We start from the raw sequence: 19,523 nt of genomic DNA, 5'->3' as shown, positions 1-19,523 counted from the left end.
TTGGACAAGCCTGCCATACTCTCGCCATAATGCTGATGGATACTGTAGCGTCGTCAGTCCTGCAACCGTCATACGGAGTGAGAATGGGTCAGGTAAAGCTTTATATTGAAAAAGAAATGAGCTGGTTGTGCTTTAACGAACGTGTTTTGCAGGAAGCGGCAGACAAAAGTAATCCGCTGATTGAACGTATGCGTTTCTTAGGTATTTACTCAAATAACCTCGACGAATTTTACAAGGTCCGGTTTGCCGACCTGAAACGACGCATCCTGATTGGCGAAGAGCAAGGCTCCGCCAGTACACCGCGCCACCTGTTGAAGAAGATTCAGCAGCGCGTACTGAAATCGGATCAGGAATTTGATGCGCTCTACAACGACCTGTTGCTGGAAATGGCGCGCAATCAAATCTTTCTGATTAACGAACGTCAGCTTTCACCTAATCAGCAAAGCTGGCTGCGTCACTACTTTAAGCATGAACTGCGTCAGCACATCACGCCGATCCTGATTACCCATGAAACCGACCTGACGGAGTTTCTGAAAGACGATTACACCTATCTGGCGGTCGAGATCATTCGCGGCAGCGATATTCAGTACGCGTTGCTGGAAATCCCGTCAGACAAGGTCCCGCGTTTTATTAACCTGCCTGCGGAGCCGCCGCGCCGCCGCAAGCCGATGATCCTGTTAGATAATATCCTGCGCTACTGCCTGGATGATATTTTCAAAGGTTTCTACGATTACGACACGCTGAACGCCTATTCAATGAAAATGACGCGTGATGCGGAGTACGATCTGGTCACCGAAATGGAGTCCAGCCTGCTGGAACTGATGTCCTCCAGCCTGAAACAGCGTCTGACGGCAGAACCTGTGCGTTTTGTCTATCAGCGCGATATGCCAGATTCTATGGTGGCGCTGCTGTGCGACAAGCTGTCGATTTCCAACTACGACTCCGTGCTGGCAGGCGGACGCTATCACAACTTCAAAGACTTTATCGGGTTTCCTAACGTCGGGAAAAACAACCTGATTAACCGTCCGATGCCGCAGATTCGCCACATTGGTTTTGACGGCTTCCGCAACGGTTTTGACGCCATTCGTAATCGCGACGTCCTGCTTTATTATCCGTATCACACATTCGAGCATGTGCTGGAACTGCTACGCCAGGCATCATTCGACCCCAGCGTGCTGGCGATTAAAATTAATATTTACCGCGTCGCCAAGCATTCCCGCATCATGGATGCGATGATTCACGCCGCCTATAACGGTAAGAAAGTGACGGTGGTCGTCGAACTTCAGGCGCGTTTCGATGAAGAAGCCAATATTTACTGGGCTAAGCGCCTGACAGAAGCCGGTGTTCACGTTATTTTCTCGGCGCCTGGCCTGAAAATTCACGCCAAACTGTTTCTGATTTCCCGCCGCGAAGGCGAAGAAATCGTGCGCTATGCCCACATCGGCACCGGTAACTTTAATGAGAAAACCGCGCGTCTGTACACGGACTACTCGCTGCTGACCGCTGATGCGCGGATCACCAATGAAGTGCGCCGGGTCTTTAACTTTATCGAAAACCCGTACCGCCCGGTGACGTTTGATCACCTGATGGTTTCTCCGCAAAACTCACGTCGGATGCTGTATGATTTGATCGATAACGAGATTGCGAATGCCCAACAAAAGCGCCCCAGTGGCATAACTCTTAAAATTAACAACCTGGTGGACAAAGGGCTGGTAGACAGGCTTTATACGGCCTCCAGCGTTGGCGTAAATGTTAATTTACTGGTTCGTGGGATGTGCTCATTGATTCCGGACTTGCCTGGGATCAGTGAAAATATTCGTGTGATCAGTATCGTTGATCGCTTCCTGGAACATGACCGCGTTTATATCTTTGAAAACGGTGGAGACAAGAAAGTGTTTCTCTCCTCGGCTGACTGGATGACGCGTAACATTGATTACCGTATCGAAGTGGCCGTGGCTATCCTGGATCCACAAATAAAGCAGCGCATTCTGGACATCATTGCCATTCAGCTCAGCGACACGGTTAAAGCGCGCGTCGTGGATAAAGAGCTGAGTAACCAATACGTTCAGCGCGGCAATCGTCGTAAGGTGCGGTCGCAAATGGCGATTTACGAATACATTAAGAAGCTGGAACAACCTGAATAACGCCTATGCCAATATCCCAAAAAAGTACGCCGAAACCTCAAGAGTTTGCGGCCATCGATCTCGGTTCAAACAGTTTCCACATGGTCATTGCCCGTGTGGTGGATGGGGCTTTGCAGGTATTGGGGCGACTGAAGCAGCGCGTGCATCTTGCTGATGGCCTGGATGCCAAAAATTACCTGAGCGAAGACGCCATGGAGCGCGGTCTGAACTGCCTTGCACTGTTTGCCGAACGCCTGCAGGGCTTTAATGCCAGCAACGTGACGATTGTCGGCACACATACGCTGCGTCAGGCGGTTAACGCTGAGACGTTTTTACAGCGCGCGGCAGAGGTCATTCCTTATCCAATAGAGGTGATTTCCGGTCACGAAGAAGCGCGCCTGATCTTTATGGGCGTCGAACATACGCAACCGGAAAAAGGACGCAAGCTGGTGATTGATATCGGTGGCGGCTCGACAGAGCTCGTCATCGGTGAAGATTTTGAGCCTCAGTTGGTCGAAAGCCGCCGCATGGGCTGCGTCAGCTTTGCCCAGCTTTACTTCCCTGGCGGCGAAATCAGCGTTGAAAACTTCCGTCGCGCCCGGCTGGCCGCCACGCAGAAGCTGGAAACCCTGGCGTGGCAATATCGTCTGCACGGCTGGCAATATGCCCTTGGTGCTTCCGGCACCATCAAAGCGGCCTGCGAAGTGCTGCTGGCGATGGGCGAGAAAGAGAAGCTGATTACGCCAGAGCGACTGACAAAGCTTTATGATGAAGTGATCAAGCATAAATCGTTCGCTGCGCTGAGTCTGCCAGGCCTGTCTGAAGAGCGCAAAAGCGTATTTGTTCCGGGGCTGGCGATTCTTTGCGGCGTGTTTGATGCGCTGGCGATTCGTGAACTGACCCTGAGCGATGGCGCGCTGCGTGAAGGCGTACTTTATGAGATGGAAGGCCGTTTCCGCCATCGGGATATTCGCAGCCGCACCGCTCAGAGCCTGGCGAATCACTATGCCATCGACAGCGACCAGGCGCGTCGAGTGCTGGAAACCACCGAGCAGCTCTATCTGCAATGGCGCGACCAGAATCCCAAACTCGCGAATCCTCAGCTGGCGGCGCTGTTGAAATGGGCGGCGATGCTGCACGAAGTCGGCTTGACGATCAACCACAGCGGTATGCAACGCCACTCAGCCTATATTTTGCAGAACACCAACCTGCCGGGGTTCAACCAGGATCAGCAGATGCTGCTGGCAGCACTGGTCAGATTCCACCGTAAAGCCGTCAAAGTGGATGAACTGCCTCGCGTCACGCTGTTTAAGAAAAAACAGTTTCTGCCGCTGATATTCCTGCTGCGCCTTGGCACCTTACTGAACAACCAGCGCCAGGCGACTACACGTCCTGACGCGTTAACGCTGACCTGTGATGAGGGCCACTGGACGCTTACCTTCCCGGCGGGCTATTTCAGTCAAAATAACCTGGTCCAGCTCGATCTGGAGCGTGAGCAAAACTACTGGAATGAGGTCACCGGCTGGAAGCTGATTCTGGCAGAAGCCTGATTGTGCGGGCATTTGCTGCCCGCATTACCGAACGGATAATCATGACATTGCGAACCGATAACTATTTTGCAGAAACCTATGGCTTAACCCCTGTGCACTCGGAGGTGGCCGAGGCGCTGCCTAAACTGACACCCGGAAAAGCGCTTGATCTGGGGTGCGGAAGTGGACGTAATACGCTGTTCCTTAACCAACATGGTTTTGACGTGACGGCCTGGGATCACAATCCCGCCAGTCTGGAACGGCTCAATCAGATCATCGCCGCCGAAGGGCTGACCGGCATTCATACGGCGCTGCAGGATTTAAATCAGGTGCGTTTTAACGGGGCCTGGCAGGTGGTCATCTCGACGGTGGTCATGATGTTTTTGCAACCGGCCACCATTCCCCAGCTCATCGCGGATATGCAAGCCTGTACCGTGAAAAACGGCTTTAACCTGATTGTGGCCGCGATGAATACCGAGGATGCGCCCTGTCCGTCTGACTTCCCTTTCGCGTTTAAGTCCGGTGAGTTAAGCCATTACTACCGCAACTGGCACATTGTGAAATACAACGAAAACTGGGGACAGCTACATCGCAAAGATGAAAACGGCAACCGCATTAACTGCCGTTTTGCGACCCTGCTGGCCCAGAAAGCCAGCTATTGACCCGTTGTATTTTTTTTAAACAGCGGTTGATTTACCCGGGCGACTGTGACTAAATATTGCTGTCGCCCGGTCTGGGTTATTACAGGAATTTCTTTGCGTGAACAGCGCCCTTTCTCCCCGAAGACGTAAAAAAAGCGTCAGTATGACGCGGGTTGTTTTACTCATCAGTTTTATCATTCTGTTTAGCCGTCTCGTCTTTATCCTACCCGCGGCCTTCGAGCATCATCAGCAAAAGCAAACTGAATCCGCGCCTGCTATCCCGACGCTTTCCAGCAGTCGTTAATCCCTTACAGGCTTTTCGCTGACACATCCGCGCGCATTCCCGCCTGCGGGACGATTTTTTGCCTCCCTTTTTCAGTCAAAACGCTACACTTCGTGCAGGTGCTTTCAGACTAAAGGGATGCAATGTGTCTGCCTCACACACTCAACGTTTAAATGAAATTCGTCATCGTATTCTGACGCTGCTGCTCAATGAGCAGGGTCTCAGCGAGACACTACGGAATAAAGCCGGTCATCTCTCGCCTGAGCAGCAACGTGAAAATGTGATACATCGGGAAATTCTGCAACAAGACATCGACCAGCTCCATGCGGCTGACCTGGCCGACATCCTTGAAGCGTTGCCTGAAGAAGCCCGCCTGGCGCTCTGGAGCCTGGTGCCGCCGGAAAAACGCGGCCATGTGCTGGTTGAAGCGTCAGAAACCGTCTGGGACAGCCTGACCGACGAGATGAGCGACCGCGATATTCTCCAGGCTATCGCGCCGCTGGATATTGACGACCAGGCCTGGCTGGTGCGCTATCTGCCGCGCGGCCTCACCGGGCGCTTACTGACCTCTCTGGAGCCCAAACTACGGGCGCGTATTCTGAGCGTGATGAAGTTTGACCGCGATCGCGTGGGTCGGGTGATGGACTTCAATATCCTCACTGTACGCGAGGACGTCACGCTGGCGACCGTGCAACGGTTTTTGCGCAAAGGCAAAAGCATGCCCGACGGCACGGACAAAATCTTCATTACCAATGAACAGAATCAGCTGCTCGGCGAACTGCTGTTGACGGATATCCTGCTGAATAAACCCAAAACCCTCGTGAGCGAGGTGATGAATCCCCATCCCACCACCTTTCAGCTGGACGATAAAGCCGAAGACGCCGCCAGTGCCTTTGAACGCTATAACCTGATTTCCGCAGCGGTGACGGACGCCCAGGGCAAGCTCATTGGCCGTATCACGATTGAAGATGTGGTCGACCTGGTAAACAAAGAAAATGAAAGCAACATCCGCAAAATGGGCGGGATCAGCCAGGAAGAGGATGTCTTTGCTCCGGTCCGTAAGTCGGTGCGAAATCGCTGGGCCTGGCTGGCCATCAACCTCTGCACAGCCTTTATCGCTTCCCGCGTGATTGGGCTGTTTGAGGGCACTATCTCACAGATTGTCGCGCTTGCGACTTTAATGCCGATTATCGCCGGCATCGGCGGCAATACCGGTAACCAGACCATTACCATGATTGTCCGCGCCCTGGCGCTGCATCAGGTTGAACCGGGCAACTTCTCGTTTCTGTTTAAGCGAGAAATTGGCGTCGCCCTGATTAACGGCCTGTTCTGGGGCGGGATTATGGGTGCCATCACCTGGCTCATGTACAGCAATATGGCACTGGGCGGCGTGATGATGCTGGCGATGGTGCTGAATCTTTTGCTGGCGGCTATCATGGGCGTGATGGTGCCGCTGGTAATGACCAAAATGAAACGCGATCCCGCCGTGGGCTCCAGCGTTCTGATTACGGCCATTACCGATACCGGTGGCTTTTTTATTTTCCTGGGCCTGGCGACGCTTTTCCTGTTGCCGCACTAGGGCTTAGTTTTTTGGTAACCGTAGCGCTGCACGGAACCCAACACGTTAAGCCGACGGGTTACCTGCGCCAGTTCGCAGGTGACCGCGGGTAGCTGGTAGTGATTGCGCTGCCCCAGCCACTCCAGCACGTCGGCTAAATGCCAGATAGCAGTTTTGCCATCATGCACCGGCAGTGGAAACTGTTTGCTGTGCGTCAGCATCAGTTTGCGCATATTTTGACGCGACACGCCAATAAGGTCAGCCACATCGGTTAAGCCGACAAAGTCCGGTGCCGCTTCGATCATGACCGCGCCAGGAATGGCAACCTGAACATCCCGGATCGCACTGTCGACCGCATCGCTGGCCGACATCGCCGGGCGGGTAAACTCCAGCGCCAGCTTGCCAGCGGTTCCCGCGCCCACCAGCGCATCATCGCACCCTGCCTCGGCCAGTTTTTCCAGTAGTGTATCAATGGGTGCTGGCGTTTCAGGCAGTGCAAACCGCAAGGTGAAACAGTATTCCGTCATGTTAATGCCCTCGCTTGCGTTTTTTTATCTCACTACAGTTATCTACGACGCGCCGCAATGCTTTTGCATGGTTCGTCGCGCTTTTTGGTGTGTGCCAGATACAGGTCAGACAAAATTCCCCACACCGGCATGTCTCAAGATTTGAGGGGCAATACAGCTTTCCCCATGCATGATGACCGGAGGCAATAACCCGCCATCCGTAAGATTCTGCGTAACGTAATGCTGCCTCAATCTCTTTATTCGGGTGCCGCTTTCTGTCCACCATGGCGCGTAGCATTCCTTATATTTTCACGGTTGTCAACTGACAACCTTACGGTATTTTTGTGATGTGTGGACAGGATTCGAGCAGTCGGACGGCAGGTAAAACGGGTTGTGTCTAAAATGGAAAAGGCCGCGCAAAAAATGCGAGGCTGCGATGCCAGACATAACCATCAGAAAACAACGGAGGAAATATGTTTAACCCTGATGACCTGGTTCAGTCGAAAACGGGCGGTCCTAAAATGGTCGTGCTGCGTGCCGAAGGCGACACGCTTTGGTGCGCGCGCGTAGATGATGCCAGCAAAAAGGAAATTGAAATTAAAGCAGACAGCGTGAACCTTTATCACGAAGATGGCGATTTCGGCGTCTGCTGACCGTTTCTGCCGGGACGCGCTAACCTGTGGGCCGTTAGCGCGTCAGGGTAGACGAGGGCAGGACGTCAATGCGCCCGACGCCTCACCCTGGCCGGCAATCAGGGGTGATCATGTTGCAGGTTGTTATGCCCTACACCGCCGATAAAAGGCAGGCGCAGCTGAAACGGCGCAAATCCGACGCCAGCACTCAGTCCTAACAGATTAAACTCAACGCCCTCTTGCACGCCGATCGTTACGCCCGCCACGCCAAGCAGGGACAGTTGAACCCCGCGCCCTGAAGGCGGTAAGCCAACCGGACGCCATAATGGCCGATAGTCTTTCCCCAGAGCGTTAGCAGGCAGATTCAGTTTCAGCGCGGGCACATTGCGCCCAATGTGCGCCATAAAAGTATTACTGTTCGGTCCGGGCCAGGCATGATAGGTCGTGGGCCAGGGATAGGTTTTGATGGCGGCTTCAATCTGCGGAATCAGGTTCTGCGCTTCAGGGCCACGGTGCTCCACCAGCAAACGCGGTTTTGCACCGTACCAGTAACCATCTGGCAAAGAGGCATTGCGCCTTACCTTATCGCCACTGCCCCAACTGATGACTTCATAACGCGTATAGCGGGTTTCACCTGCGCGTTTAAAAATAATCCACGGATGCACCGCAACGGCACCCTTCCAGCCATAGGTCGGCGCGGCATAAACCTGAATGATGGCCTGACTGGCGTTAACATGCGGATCGGGAGCGAGCCCTGCCGAATCCCGCCGGGCAGTCGCCCAGCCGCCCTGATTCAGGGCATCAGCGCCGCGCGTCGCCTGCGCCAGACTGGCCGCGAGCGACAGCACAATGACGGTAAGAAAGCAGAGACAAAAAATTTTCAGGGTCAGCATGAGGGTTCCCGGGGATCAGAGACAGGCTGTTATAGTGCAATAAAGCACCGGCTTTGACTTCACTTCGCCTGCGGCGGCATGACACGTTAGCTGCCCCTGGCACGGTAATGTGAATACAGTTGCCCAAAGAAGGCTGCGGTGCGTAGCATCATGAGCATCGCCCCCAGCGGCAGGCTATACAGACTGAACCAGCCTGAAACGCCCATCCTGTAAAGGAGCTGGCCGGTATCGTATCCCAGAATAAAGCAGGGATACGCGCGGCTCTCATTCAGCGGACAACCGGCCACACTGGCAACCTGCCCTGCCGTAAGCGCGATGATCAGCGGCGAGCATCCCATTAACGCATAAATCAGCATTTCTGCGCTGAAACGCATGGCAAGGTGACGCAAAGGTTTTTGCACGGTTTTCCTCCCCCGGTTATGCCAGTGCGCTAAGGGGACTGACCGCTAGCCTGATCCGCAATGCGATGCAACCAGTCCCGGTAGCGCGGTTGTGCTTCTGGCAAAAGCTGTTTACCGAGCGCGTCAGTCTCCCCCTCGACACCGAACATTTTCCATATCAGCGGCGCAAGCGCGGCTGTTGCACTGCCCTGATTTAATTAGGTTCGATCAAGACGTACCAATAATCGATAGCCTGTTCGCGAGCGTAGCGGCTTCAACATGAGTGTAGCGCGCAAAAAAACAGCAGGCGTTAAATTATCACCCACCGTTTTAAGCCACTAATAAACAGAGTTATTTTTTATTCCGCCCTCGCTATTTGGCGTGTTCATCCCACCGTGAGATAGTAAAAATTTAGATCGTTCACTATTTAGTTGTTTACAAGGTGATAATTCGCTGGCATTGTAGCCAAACTAAATAGCACACTACTTAATAGCAAACACAAGGAAACCCCAATGAAAGTGAAACTCATCGCAGGTGCTTTACTGTTAGCCAGCCAGATGACATCAGCATGGGCCAGCCCGGCCGAAAACGCACCGGAGCCCACCGTTGGCGTGGCGGCATTTCTTCACGCGCTTAACAGTAGCGGCGGAAAACCGATTGAAACCTTATCCCCTAAAGAAGCCCGCGCGGTGCTTACAGGGGCGCAGAAAGGCGCCACGCTGCCGCCTGCACAGATTTCTGAAAAGACCATTACGGCACTGGGTAAACCGCTGACGCTGACAATAGTCAAACCAGCCCATGCCGCTGGCGTACTGCCTGTGTTTATGTTTTTCCACGGCGGTGGCTGGGTGCTGGGTGATTTTCCGACACATGAACGTCTGGTACGCGATCTCGTGAATGAATCCGGTGCTGCGGCCGTGTTTGTAAACTACACGCCTTCGCCGGAAGCGCACTATCCGGTCGCCATTACCCAGGCTTACGAGGCAACAAAATGGGTAGCCGAACACGGCGCTGAAATTGGGGTGGACGGTAAGCGCCTGGCTCTGGTGGGGAACAGCGTAGGCGGAAATATGGTTGCCGCCGTTGCGTTGCAGGCTAAGCAGAATAAAACCCCGGCTATTCGCTACGATGTAATGCTGTGGCCTGTCACCGATGCAAACTTTGACGATGCTTCTTATAAGCAGTTTGCCAATGGCTACTTCCTGACCCGTAACATGATGAAGTGGTTCTGGGACAACTACACCACCTCAGAAAAAGATCGGAACAGCATTCTGGCCTCGCCGCTGCGCGCAACCAAAGAAGAGCTGGCGGGTTTACCGCCGACGCTGATTCAGACCGCCGAACTGGATGTCCTGCGCGACGAAGGGGAAGCGTTTGGCCGTAAACTGGACGCGGCCGGCGTGCCGGTAACCGTTACCCGCTACAACGGCATGATCCACGACTTTGGTTTGCTGAATGCCCTGAGTAAAGAGCCAACGGTACGCACAGCGATAAGCCAGGCGTCCGTGGAGCTGAAGGAACATCTTAAGTAAGCATTGCCCGACCGGGGAGATGCGTCTTCTTCTCCCCGGCAGAAATACTGTCAATAAAATCAGCCGGATAAAGCCGGCTGATTTTATTGCCTTATATGTCGACCTGGTGCCCCGCGTTACCCTTTTCCGCATCAGCAGAGGCTGTGCCTTATGGGTTTCGACAGGGTCTCGCAAGACACGCGAAGGACGGAGAATAAAAAAGCCCGCAATCATGCGGGCTTCGTGCTTGATATAACCGACTGTCGGGCTATGCCGGAAGCGGGATTACTCCCACTCAATCGTCGCCGGTGGCTTACCGGAAATGTCATAGACCACGCGGGAAATGCCGTTCACTTCGTTAATGATACGATTGGACACGCGGCCCAGGAAATCATACGGCAGGTGCGCCCAGTGGGCAGTCATGAAGTCGATGGTTTCGACCGCACGCAGTGAAACGACCCAGTCGTATTTACGGCCATCGCCCATTACGCCCACGGAACGGACGGGCAGGAACACCGTAAAGGCCTGGCTGACTTTATTGTAGAGATCGGCTTTATGCAGCTCTTCAATAAAGATGGCATCCGCACGGCGCAGCAGGTCACAGTACTCTTTCTTCACCTCACCCAGTACGCGTACGCCCAGACCCGGGCCCGGGAACGGATGGCGATAGAGCATATCGTACGGCAGGCCCAGTTCCAGACCGATCTTACGCACTTCGTCTTTAAACAGCTCACGTAATGGCTCGACCAGGCCCATCTTCATCTCTTTTGGCAGGCCGCCGACGTTGTGGTGCGATTTGATGACGTGGGCTTTACCGGTGGCAGAGGCAGCGGATTCAATCACATCCGGATAGATGGTGCCCTGTGCAAGCCACTTCACGTCTTCCAGGCGCAGCGCCTGCTCGTCAAAGACTTCGACGAAAACGCGGCCAATGATTTTACGCTTCGCTTCAGGGTCACTTTCTCCGGCCAGCGCATCCAGGAAGCGCGCTTCACCATCGACGTGAATAATGTTCAGACCAAAGTGATCGCCAAACATATCCAGCACCTGCTGCGCTTCGTTCAGACGCAACAGACCGTTATCCACGAAAACGCAGGTCAGATTTTTACCAATCGCACGGTGCAGCAGCATCGCGGTCACAGAGGAATCGACACCACCGGACAAGCCCAGAATGACTTTGTCGTCGCCCACCTGTGCACGCAGGCGCTCAACGGCATCCTCAATGATTTTGGCCGGTGTCCAGAGCGCTTCACACTGGCAGATATCGATAACGAAACGCTCCAGCATGCGCAGGCCCTGGCGCGTATGGGTGACTTCCGGGTGGAACTGCACGCCATAGAAGCGCTTCTCTTCGTTCGCCATAATCGCAAACGGACAGGTTTCCGTGCTGGCAACGGTGACGAAGTCAGCCGGAATCGCGGTCACCTTGTCACCGTGACTCATCCAGACATCCAGCAACGGTTTGCCTGATGCGCTGATAGCATCCTCGATATCGCGAATCAGTGCGCTGGCGGTGTTCACCTCTACCTGCGCATAGCCAAATTCACGCTCGTTAGAGCCTTCGACCTTACCACCCAGCTGCATAGCCATGGTTTGCATGCCATAACAGACGCCCAGCACGGGCACGCCAGCCGTGAAAACGTAGTCAGGTGCGCGCGGACTGTCGTGTTCGGTGGTGCTTTCCGGGCCACCCGACAGGATGATACCGCTGGGATTGAACTCGCGAATCTGCGCTTCGGTAACGTCCCAGGCCCAGAGTTCACAGTACACGCCAAGCTCACGGACGCGACGCGCCACCAGTTGCGTGTATTGAGAACCAAAATCGAGAATCAGAATGCGGTGCTTATGGATATTTTCCGTCGTCATTGAGGGTTTTCCAAAACGGTGACTTGATAAAGTAAAGCGCCCGGCTGTCGCCGGGCGGGAAATCTTGCGGGGTTATGAACCCATGCGGTAGTTCGGCGACTCTTTGGTGATGGTCACATCGTGCACGTGGCTCTCATTGATGCCCGCACCGCTGATACGGACGAATTCTGCTTTAGTGCGCAGATCGTCAATGGTCGGGCAACCGGTCAGACCCATACATGAACGCAGACCGCCCATTTGCTGATGCACGATCTCTTTCAGGCGGCCTTTATAGGCTACACGGCCTTCGATGCCTTCCGGCACCAGCTTGTCAGCGGCGTTGTCGGTCTGGAAATAACGGTCTGATGAACCTTTAGACATCGCACCCAGTGACCCCATCCCACGATAGGATTTAAAGGCACGGCCCTGGTAAAGTTCGATTTCACCCGGCGATTCTTCTGTACCTGCCAGCATAGAACCTACCATGACACAGGAAGCACCTGCCGCGATGGCTTTGGCGATATCACCTGAGAAACGGATACCGCCGTCAGCGATAACAGGGATGCCCGTGCCTTCCAGCGCCGCAACAGCGTCAGAAACGGCGGTGATCTGCGGAACACCGACACCGGTAACGATACGGGTCGTACAGATGGATCCCGGACCGATGCCCACTTTAACGGCGCTTACGCCCGCTTCAACCAGCGCCAGCGCACCCGCGCCAGTCGCCACGTTGCCGCCGACGATTTCGAGATCAGGGTATTTCGCGCGGGTTTCCCGGATGCGCTGCAGTACACCTTCAGAGTGGCCATGAGAAGAGTCGATCAGTAAGACGTCAACACCGGCAGCCACCAGTGCATCCACGCGCTCTTCGTTGCCCGCACCGGCACCGACAGCAGCACCCACACGCAGACGGCCCTGCGCATCTTTACAGGCATTAGGCTTACGTTCGGCTTTCTGGAAATCTTTTACGGTGATCATGCCCAGCAAATGGAAGCTGTCGTCCACGACCAGGGCTTTCTCGACGCGTTTTTCGTGCATTCTTTGCAGAACGACGTCGCGGGCTTCGCCTTCTTTCACCGTCACCAGACGCTCTTTCGGCGTCATCACGGCAGTGACAGGCTGGTTCAGATCGGTCACAAAGCGCACATCGCGACCGGTGATGATGCCCACCAGTTCGTTTTTCGCGTTCACCACAGGGTAACCGGCAAAACCGTTGCGCTCGGTCAGCGCTTTAACTTCGGCCAGTGTGGTGGTGGGCAGTACGGTCTGTGGTTCGGTAACCACGCCGCTTTCATGTTTTTTGACTTTACGGACTTCGTCTGCCTGGCGTTCAATTGACATGTTTTTATGAATGAAGCCCAGACCGCCTTCCTGTGCCAGCGCAATCGCCAGGCCCGCTTCGGTCACGGTATCCATCGCAGCAGAAAGCATGGGAATGTTCAGGCGAATATTTTTGGTCAGTTGCGTGCTGAGGTCGGCCGTATTAGGCAGGACGGTGGAGTGAGCAGGAACGAGCAGGACGTCGTCGAAAGTGAGTGCTTCTTTAGCGATTCTTAACATGGCAATACTCCACCTCGGGTGCGTGAGAATAGATAAAATATTGCCGCGGCATTATACAGGGCGTAATCGATTGCCTCCACTAGTTTTTTAGAAAAAGTCTTGATCCGCGCAACAGGGCCTGTAGTATCGACTAATTAACCTACTGATTTGGAATTTGATCTTCGTCACATGTCGCTGCCACCGAACGCCAATATTTTTACCGTAAGTCGTCTCAATACCACAGTGCGTCAGCTGCTGGAAAATGAGATGGGCCTGGTGTGGCTGAGTGCCGAAATCTCTAATTTTACCCAGCCGGCTTCTGGCCACTGGTACTTCACGCTGAAAGATGATGGTGCACAGGTGCGCTGCGCGATGTTTCGCAACAGCAACCGTCGTGTGACCTTTCGCCCGCAACATGGTCAGCAGATCTTAGTTCGCGCCAATATTACGCTGTATGAACCGCGCGGCGATTATCAGCTGATTATTGAAAGCATGCATCCCGCCGGTGAAGGCCTGCTCCAGCAGCAGTTCGAACAGTTGAAAGCAAAGCTGGCGCAGGAAGGCCTGTTCGCACCAGAACATAAGAAGCCCTTGCCGCAACCGGCAAAGCAGGTCGGCGTCATAACGTCTGCTACCGGCGCGGCGCTGCACGATGTACTGCGCGTGCTTCACCGTCGCGATCCTTCACTACCGGTCGTGATTTATCCCACCGCCGTACAGGGCGTAGATGCGCCTGCCGCGATCGTACGTGCGATTGAAATCGCTAACCTGCGGGCAGAGTGCGACGTGTTAATCGTGGGACGCGGCGGCGGTTCGCTGGAAGATCTGTGGAGCTTTAATGACGAGCGCGTGGCGCGCGCTATCTTTGCCAGCCACATTCCCGTGGTCAGTGCTGTCGGGCATGAAACTGACGTCACGATTGCTGATTTTGTCGCTGACCTGCGCGCCCCAACGCCATCGGCTGCGGCCGAAATTGTCAGCCGTAATCAGCTTGAGCTGTTGCGTCAACTTCAGTCACAACAGCAGCGGCTGGAAATGGCAATGGATTACTATCTGGCGCGTCAGCAGCGTCTGTTCAGCCGTTTAGACCATCGCCTGCAGCAGCAACATCCGCAGTTGCGCCTCGCGCGCCAGCAGACCCTGCTGTTCCGGCTACAACAGCGCCTGGGCGATGCGATGGAAACACGGCTTCGCCACGCCAGCCGTCAGCAGGATCGCCTGGCACAGCGGCTGGCCCAACAGCAGCCACAAGAACGCCTGTATCAGGCACAAAAAAGTCTGCAGAACTGGCACTATCGTCTGCAGCAGGCCATGGAAAAAATGCTTAACCGCGATAAACAACGTTTTGGTCAGCTTGCCGCGCAACTGGAAGGCGTCAGCCCGCTCGCCACGCTGGCGCGGGGTTTCAGCGTTACGACGGATACCCATGGACAGGTCGTGAAAAAAACTGGTCAGTTGAATAAGGGCGATCGGTTACGCACCCGCCTTGATGATGGCTGGGTTGAAAGCCAGGTCACGCAACTTATTCCTGAAAAACCGAGACGAAAGAAAAGCATTTCTTAACTATACTTCCTGGTACATCCCTCATGCCAAGGAGTCTCAAATGGCTTTCAGCGTTATTCCTCCCTATATTCTTCGCAAGATTATCGATCACGGCACCGGCCACCAGCAGGAGCAGGCACGTCGTACACTGACCCATGTTCAGCACCTGATGGCTGAACACTGGAAAAAGACGGCAGCGCCAAAAACCACGCAGGCCGGGAAGATTGAGCGTGAAATCTATGATGCCAAAAACCAGGAAACATTACCTGGCACGCTGGTGCGTAAAGAAGGCCAGTCTTCAAATGGTGACGTTGCTGCCGACGAAGCCTGGAACTATCTTGGTGTCACACACGACTTTTTCTGGCAAATCTATAAACGAAATTCTCTGGATAATCACGGTCTGAAACTAGCTGGGACGGTTCACTACGGTGAGAAGTACCAAAACGCGTTCTGGAACGGTCAGCAAATGGTGTTTGGCGACGGTGATGGCGAAATCTTTAACCGCTTCACGATTGCGATTGATGTGGTGGCGCATGAGTTGTCGCACGGCGTCACAGAAACCGAAGCCGGTTTGATCTATTTTGAACAGGCCGGTGCGTTGAACGAGTCCATGTCTGATGTGTTTGGTTCGCTGGTGAAACAGTTTAGTCTGAAACAGACAGCCGATAAGGCCGACTGGATCATCGGTGAAGGGCTGCTGGCAAAAGGCATCAATGGTAAGGGTCTGCGGTCAATGTCACATCCCGGCACCGCTTACGATGACCCGATGCTGGGGAAAGATCCTCAGCCAGGCCACATGAAGGACTATATTAAAACACGTGAGGATAACGGCGGTGTGCACCTGAACTCCGGAATTCCTAATCGTGCCTTTTATCTGGCCGCAAAAGCCCTGGGCGGATATGCCTGGGAGCGAGCGGGTCAGGCATGGTACGACACGCTGTGCGATAAAGATTTACATCAGGATGCGGACTTCAAAGCCTTTGCACAACTCACCGTGCAGCATGGTAAAAAGCGCTTCGACACCACGGTGGCGAGCGCAATTGAACAAGCGTGGAAAGAGGTAGGCGTGTTATGAGTCAACTCCCCGAGCTCACCGATGACGCAACGATTGTGGTAACGCAAGAAGGCGGCTTTGCTTTTATTCCTGGCTTACGGAATGAGCGTCGATTTCCGTTGGGCGAACTTCCGCCTCCCGAAAAAGCGCACGTCTGTCAGGTACTGGAACGGGCGATGCCTTTGGGCGAACCCGAGGAAAAAGCAGCAGAGGTGGGACGCGGGGATCAACGTTACTTCCGCATCCAGATTCAATATGCCACGCGCCAGCAGTCCGGCACGGTCGTCATACTGGTTCCCGAGCAACAGGCACCGCCAGAACTCAAGTCGCTGTTGCGCGACGGTAAGTAACAAAGCCGCCTTCTCAGAAGGCGGCTTCGGGTTTGCCCTACGACACGTCTTATGAACCCGCAGCTTATCCTGTCGGGAAAACGGGTTTTCCGTTACGCAAAAAAAAGGGCCACGATGGCCCTTTTGTTTTATCGTCGCTTATTTGCTGTCTGGCAGCGCATAAGCAATCACATAGTCACCACGATCCGGCGACTGGCGTGCGCCGCCGGCGGAAATCACGATGTACTGTTTACCGGTTTTCGGTGAGACATAACTCATCGGTCCACCCTGACTGCCGACAGGCAAACGGGCTTTCCAGACTTCTTTACCGGTGGCGCTATCGAACGCGCGCAGGTAGTAGTCCTGAGTACCGGCAATAAACACCAGTCCACCCTGCGTCGCCAGCGTACCGCCCAGCGTCGGCATGCCAATAGGCATTTTCGCGCGCATTTTGATGCCAAACGGACCGGTATCTTCTACCGTACCTACCGGCACCTGCCAGACGATTTTCTGGGTTTTCATGTCAATCGCAGACAGGGTACCAAACGGTGGCGCCTGGCAAGGAATACCCAACGGTGACATAAAGCGGTTTTTGTTCACGGCATAAGGCGTGCCTTTCAACGGAACCGCGCCCATACCGGTATTGATGGCTTCCCCCCCGTTGCTGCCGCGTGAAATTTTGCTGGTATCAACCGGGATCATCTGTACCCACAATCCTAAACGCATGTCGTTAACAAACAACAGGTTGTTATTCGGATCGGTGGACATACTGCCCCAGTTCATCCCGCCCAGTGAACCCGGGAAACTCAGCGACTTATCAGTGCCAGGTACGGTAAACAGGCCGTTGTAGCGCATTGACTTAAACGCGATACGGCAGGCCAGCTGATCGAACGGGGTTGCGCCCCACATATCCGACTCTTTCAGCGTCTGATTACCAATCATCGGCATACCGGTCGAATGCGGCTGGGTTTTTGTATATTGCTCGTTCGGGATGTCACCCTGCGGCATCGGCAGCTCTTCAACCTTGGTGAGCGGCTTACCGGTCAGACGATCCAGCACAAAAATCATGCCGGTTTTACCGCCGATGACGACCGCAGGTTTGGTGGTGCCATCCTTCATCGGGAAGTCGATCAGGCTGGGCTGCATCGGCAGGTCGAAGTCCCACAGATCGTTATGAACGGTCTGATAAACCCACTTCTCTTTACCGGTTGTCGCGTCCAGCGCGAGTACCGAGGCTCCATATTTATGGTCCAGCGCGGTACGATTGGCTCCCCACAGGTCAACGGAGGAGCTGCCCATAGGAATGAACACGGTGTTCATGGCCGCATCGTACGACATCGGCGCCCAGGAGTTCGGCGTACTGCGCGTATAGTCCTTGCCAGGCATCAGGATGGCATTAGGATCGACATTGCCCGGGTCAAACGCCCAGCGCATTTTACCGGTGATCACATCAAAACCACGCAACACGCCGCCAGGCATGTCGGTTTTCACGTTATCCGCCACGCGGCCGCCCACGACCACCGTGGTTCCGGCAAGCGTTGGGGCTGAAGTCAGCTGATAAAGCGGATCCGGCGCATCACCTAAGCCCGCTTTCAGATCGACGATGCCATGGTTACCGAAGTCTTCACAGAATTCACCGTTGTCGGCGTTGATCGCAATCAGGCGCGCATCGATAGTATTCATCAGAATACGGCGCTGACAGCTGTCTCCTGCCGCCAGCGTTACGGCCGGTACTGGCGTTGAGCCGGGCTGCGTTGGCTGGTTCAGCGGTTTCGTCGCGTCGAAATAGGCCAGACCACGGCAGCGCGGCCAGACTTCAGCCTGTGCGTTGATTTCACGCTTCCAGATCTGCTTTCCACTGTCAGCTTCGACGGCGATGACATTATTGTGCGGCGTGCACAGGTAAAGTGTATTACCGACCTGCAACGGCGTTTCCTGATCTTCCGCACCGTTACCGGTTGGGCTTTCGGGAATGTCGCCCGTACGGTAAGTCCAGGCAACCTGCAGATCCTTCACGTTGTCACGGGTAATCTGATCGAGCGCGACAAAACGGCTGCCGCCAGCGGTATTACCGTAGTTATCCCAGTTTTGCTGTTGCTTCGATTTCTCTACCGGAATCAGCGGCAGTTCAGGACCCGTTGCCGCCACGGTTGGATGCGGCTGGAACATCTGGACTAATGTAGCCACCATACCCACGGCGATGACGGCAGACAGCGCATAAGAGAGTTTTGCCAGCGAAGGTTTATTCTCGCGCTTGCGTAAGGCGGGCCAGGTAAGGAAGGCCAGAATCATTAAACCGGCGGGCACCATCAGGCGAGAAACCAGTGGCCAGAAGACCAGGCCAGCGTCCATCACCGCCCAGACTAAAGTCCCTACAAATACCAGCAGGAAAAGCACAACCGCTGAGGATTTTGCCCGGAAAAACTGAATGGCTGACAGCACGATAACGATGCCCGCAACCAGGAAATACCAACTGCCGCCAAGCGTTGCGAGTTGTCCCCCGCCAACAGCAAAGAACAGGCCGGTTGCCAGTAGCACCAGCCCGAGCAGCACAGACCATATTCTCAATCCTTTACCGGATCGAGAGGATGTTTCAGCCATAACACTTACTCTCCTGATAAACAAAGTCCGCTCTTTCGCCCGCCGCTTTTCGCGCGTATCGCGGTTAACGTTGCAGGTTAATGAGACAGCGTTGTTTTAATTCCAATTAAATCAGACCTGCGTCCATGAAATGAATGATATGTTTCCGGAGGAAGCCAGAGCAGGCGATACTCCGTCATGACGCGGCGAAATTGTACCACCTGGTACGTTATGCAGTGAAGTTTTAAACCTGTTTGTTACTAAGCAATAGCATTTTCGCTACAAATTTTTACGCTGGATAAGGCCACGCCGATCCAGAGAGTAGCCCAGCGGACAACTAAAGTGATGTTTTGAGCTTTTAAGGGGGCAAGGATATATATCGGGAAAGTAAACCCGCATGCTGGCAGACGTCATCGGTCACCTCGCCTCAGTCACGTAAGGGTTGATGACAATCGGGACAGACAGGCGCCCTGTGACAGCGGATATCCCATCCTGTGCAGTGGACCACCGCTGTCGGGGACGAAATGTCCGCAGTTCTGGCGCAGCGTTTTTCACCATTGTGTAAATAAGCACAATGC

At 54.4% G+C, this 19,523-nt stretch carries 17 protein-coding genes; 10 read left to right on the top strand and 7 right to left on the bottom strand.

Annotation, left to right across the window (positions count from 1 at the left end; all coding sequences use genetic code 11):
• Positions 1-83 precede the first annotated feature (83 nt).
• From ppk1 to mgtE, 5 genes are all read left to right on the top strand, one after another.
• A complete protein-coding gene (gene ppk1 / locus GC090_RS05650) occupies positions 84-2,144 on the top strand; it encodes a polyphosphate kinase 1 (protein ID WP_006120467.1) in 2,061 nt (686 codons plus the stop codon).
• A gap of 5 nt (positions 2,145-2,149) precedes the next feature.
• Positions 2,150-3,673 (top strand): exopolyphosphatase, encoded by a 1,524-nt coding sequence (gene ppx / locus GC090_RS05645; protein WP_033740864.1) that lies wholly within the window; start codon positions 2,150-2,152, stop codon positions 3,671-3,673.
• A gap of 41 nt (positions 3,674-3,714) precedes the next feature.
• Positions 3,715-4,314, top strand: a complete 600-nt coding sequence (gene tehB / locus GC090_RS05640; protein ID WP_039340157.1) for a tellurite resistance methyltransferase TehB — start codon at positions 3,715-3,717, stop codon at positions 4,312-4,314.
• Between the two features lie 97 nt (positions 4,315-4,411).
• Positions 4,412-4,597 carry a YfgG family protein gene (locus GC090_RS05635; protein WP_006120471.1) on the top strand — a complete coding sequence of 62 codons (186 nt, stop codon included), beginning with the start codon at positions 4,412-4,414 and terminating at the stop codon, positions 4,595-4,597.
• A 124-nt stretch (positions 4,598-4,721) separates the two neighbouring features.
• Positions 4,722-6,155: a magnesium transporter gene (gene mgtE, locus GC090_RS05630; protein WP_033740865.1), complete on the top strand. Its 1,434-nt coding sequence runs from the start codon at positions 4,722-4,724 to the stop codon at positions 6,153-6,155.
• Here mgtE and GC090_RS05625 read toward each other — a convergent pair.
• Positions 6,152-6,661, bottom strand: a complete 510-nt coding sequence (locus GC090_RS05625) for a helix-turn-helix transcriptional regulator (RefSeq protein WP_058701212.1) — start codon at positions 6,659-6,661, stop codon at positions 6,152-6,154. The two genes, mgtE and GC090_RS05625, sit on opposite strands and share 4 nt — an antisense overlap.
• Position 6,662: 1 nt before the next feature.
• On the bottom strand, positions 6,663-6,926 hold the full coding sequence (locus GC090_RS05620; protein WP_133745432.1) for a hypothetical protein: 264 nt from the start codon (positions 6,924-6,926) through the stop codon (positions 6,663-6,665).
• A gap of 187 nt (positions 6,927-7,113) precedes the next feature.
• Between GC090_RS05620 and GC090_RS05615 the strand changes: the two genes are divergently transcribed.
• Positions 7,114-7,293, top strand: a complete 180-nt coding sequence (locus tag GC090_RS05615; RefSeq protein ID WP_033740871.1) for a GDFGVC terminal motif YodC-like protein — start codon at positions 7,114-7,116, stop codon at positions 7,291-7,293.
• Between the two features lie 98 nt (positions 7,294-7,391).
• Here GC090_RS05615 and GC090_RS05610 read toward each other — a convergent pair whose 3' ends face one another.
• Entirely contained in the window at positions 7,392-8,165 is a 774-nt protein-coding gene (locus GC090_RS05610) for a DUF3750 domain-containing protein (RefSeq protein ID WP_054633337.1), read from the bottom strand.
• Positions 8,166-8,251: 86 nt separating this feature from the next.
• Positions 8,252-8,566: a hypothetical protein gene (locus GC090_RS05605; RefSeq protein ID WP_152607481.1), complete on the bottom strand. Its 315-nt coding sequence runs from the start codon at positions 8,564-8,566 to the stop codon at positions 8,252-8,254.
• Positions 8,567-9,057: 491 nt separating this feature from the next.
• On the opposite strand from GC090_RS05605, the gene GC090_RS05600 reads away from it, so the two are divergent.
• Positions 9,058-10,077 carry an alpha/beta hydrolase gene (locus GC090_RS05600; RefSeq protein WP_324021061.1) on the top strand — a complete coding sequence of 340 codons (1,020 nt, stop codon included), beginning with the start codon at positions 9,058-9,060 and terminating at the stop codon, positions 10,075-10,077.
• 264 nt (positions 10,078-10,341) lie between these two features.
• On the opposite strand, the gene guaA is transcribed toward GC090_RS05600, so the two are convergent.
• Both guaA and guaB read right to left on the bottom strand, forming a co-directional pair.
• Positions 10,342-11,922: a glutamine-hydrolyzing GMP synthase gene (gene guaA / locus GC090_RS05595; protein ID WP_185199105.1), complete on the bottom strand. Its 1,581-nt coding sequence runs from the start codon at positions 11,920-11,922 to the stop codon at positions 10,342-10,344.
• A gap of 72 nt (positions 11,923-11,994) precedes the next feature.
• Entirely contained in the window at positions 11,995-13,461 is a 1,467-nt protein-coding gene (gene guaB, locus GC090_RS05590; RefSeq protein ID WP_033740877.1) for an IMP dehydrogenase, read from the bottom strand.
• Between the two features lie 168 nt (positions 13,462-13,629).
• Between guaB and xseA the strand changes: the two genes are divergently transcribed.
• From xseA to GC090_RS05575, 3 genes are read left to right on the top strand one after another with little or no spacing between them, the layout of a single operon-like run.
• Positions 13,630-15,003: an exodeoxyribonuclease VII large subunit gene (xseA, locus tag GC090_RS05585; RefSeq protein WP_033740995.1), complete on the top strand. Its 1,374-nt coding sequence runs from the start codon at positions 13,630-13,632 to the stop codon at positions 15,001-15,003.
• A gap of 40 nt (positions 15,004-15,043) precedes the next feature.
• Positions 15,044-16,057 carry a M4 family metallopeptidase gene (locus GC090_RS05580; protein ID WP_033740879.1) on the top strand — a complete coding sequence of 338 codons (1,014 nt, stop codon included), beginning with the start codon at positions 15,044-15,046 and terminating at the stop codon, positions 16,055-16,057.
• The gene (locus GC090_RS05575) at positions 16,054-16,386 is read left to right on the top strand and encodes a protealysin inhibitor emfourin (protein WP_033740881.1); all 333 of its coding nucleotides are present in this window, start codon (positions 16,054-16,056) and stop codon (positions 16,384-16,386) included. The genes GC090_RS05580 and GC090_RS05575 overlap by 4 nt, the downstream gene beginning before the upstream one ends.
• Positions 16,387-16,524: 138 nt before the next feature.
• On the opposite strand, the gene GC090_RS05570 is transcribed toward GC090_RS05575, so the two are convergent.
• Positions 16,525-18,966 carry a glucose/quinate/shikimate family membrane-bound PQQ-dependent dehydrogenase gene (locus GC090_RS05570; protein ID WP_282498067.1) on the bottom strand — a complete coding sequence of 814 codons (2,442 nt, stop codon included), beginning with the start codon at positions 18,964-18,966 and terminating at the stop codon, positions 16,525-16,527.
• Between the last annotated feature and the right edge of the window lie 557 nt (positions 18,967-19,523).

This window comes from Pantoea sp. JZ29 (assembly GCF_035190385.1).
Taxonomy (GTDB): domain Bacteria; phylum Pseudomonadota; class Gammaproteobacteria; order Enterobacterales; family Enterobacteriaceae; genus Pantoea; species Pantoea stewartii.
This window is presented reverse-complemented; position numbering and strand designations above follow the sequence as displayed.

Excerpts from the sequence above, each read along its gene's own strand:
- GC090_RS05615 (WP_033740871.1), top strand. The coding sequence starts at position 7,114 with ATGTTTAACCCTGATGACCTGGTTCAGTCGAAAACGGGCGGTCCTAAA.
- GC090_RS05600 (WP_324021061.1), top strand. The coding sequence starts at position 9,058 with ATGAAAGTGAAACTCATCGCAGGTGCTTTACTGTTAGCCAGCCAGATG.
- GC090_RS05625 (WP_058701212.1), bottom strand. The coding sequence starts at position 6,661 with ATGACGGAATACTGTTTCACCTTGCGGTTTGCACTGCCTGAAACGCCA.
- ppx (WP_033740864.1), top strand. The coding sequence starts at position 2,150 with ATGCCAATATCCCAAAAAAGTACGCCGAAACCTCAAGAGTTTGCGGCC.
- tehB (WP_039340157.1), top strand. The coding sequence starts at position 3,715 with ATGACATTGCGAACCGATAACTATTTTGCAGAAACCTATGGCTTAACC.
- GC090_RS05570 (WP_282498067.1), bottom strand. The coding sequence starts at position 18,966 with ATGGCTGAAACATCCTCTCGATCCGGTAAAGGATTGAGAATATGGTCT.
- GC090_RS05610 (WP_054633337.1), bottom strand. The coding sequence starts at position 8,165 with ATGCTGACCCTGAAAATTTTTTGTCTCTGCTTTCTTACCGTCATTGTG.
- guaB (WP_033740877.1), bottom strand. The coding sequence starts at position 13,461 with ATGTTAAGAATCGCTAAAGAAGCACTCACTTTCGACGACGTCCTGCTC.
- GC090_RS05620 (WP_133745432.1), bottom strand. The coding sequence starts at position 6,926 with ATGGTGGACAGAAAGCGGCACCCGAATAAAGAGATTGAGGCAGCATTA.
- GC090_RS05580 (WP_033740879.1), top strand. The coding sequence starts at position 15,044 with ATGGCTTTCAGCGTTATTCCTCCCTATATTCTTCGCAAGATTATCGAT.
- GC090_RS05575 (WP_033740881.1), top strand. The coding sequence starts at position 16,054 with ATGAGTCAACTCCCCGAGCTCACCGATGACGCAACGATTGTGGTAACG.
- guaA (WP_185199105.1), bottom strand. The coding sequence starts at position 11,922 with ATGACGACGGAAAATATCCATAAGCACCGCATTCTGATTCTCGATTTT.
- xseA (WP_033740995.1), top strand. The coding sequence starts at position 13,630 with ATGTCGCTGCCACCGAACGCCAATATTTTTACCGTAAGTCGTCTCAAT.
- ppk1 (WP_006120467.1), top strand. The coding sequence starts at position 84 with ATGGGTCAGGTAAAGCTTTATATTGAAAAAGAAATGAGCTGGTTGTGC.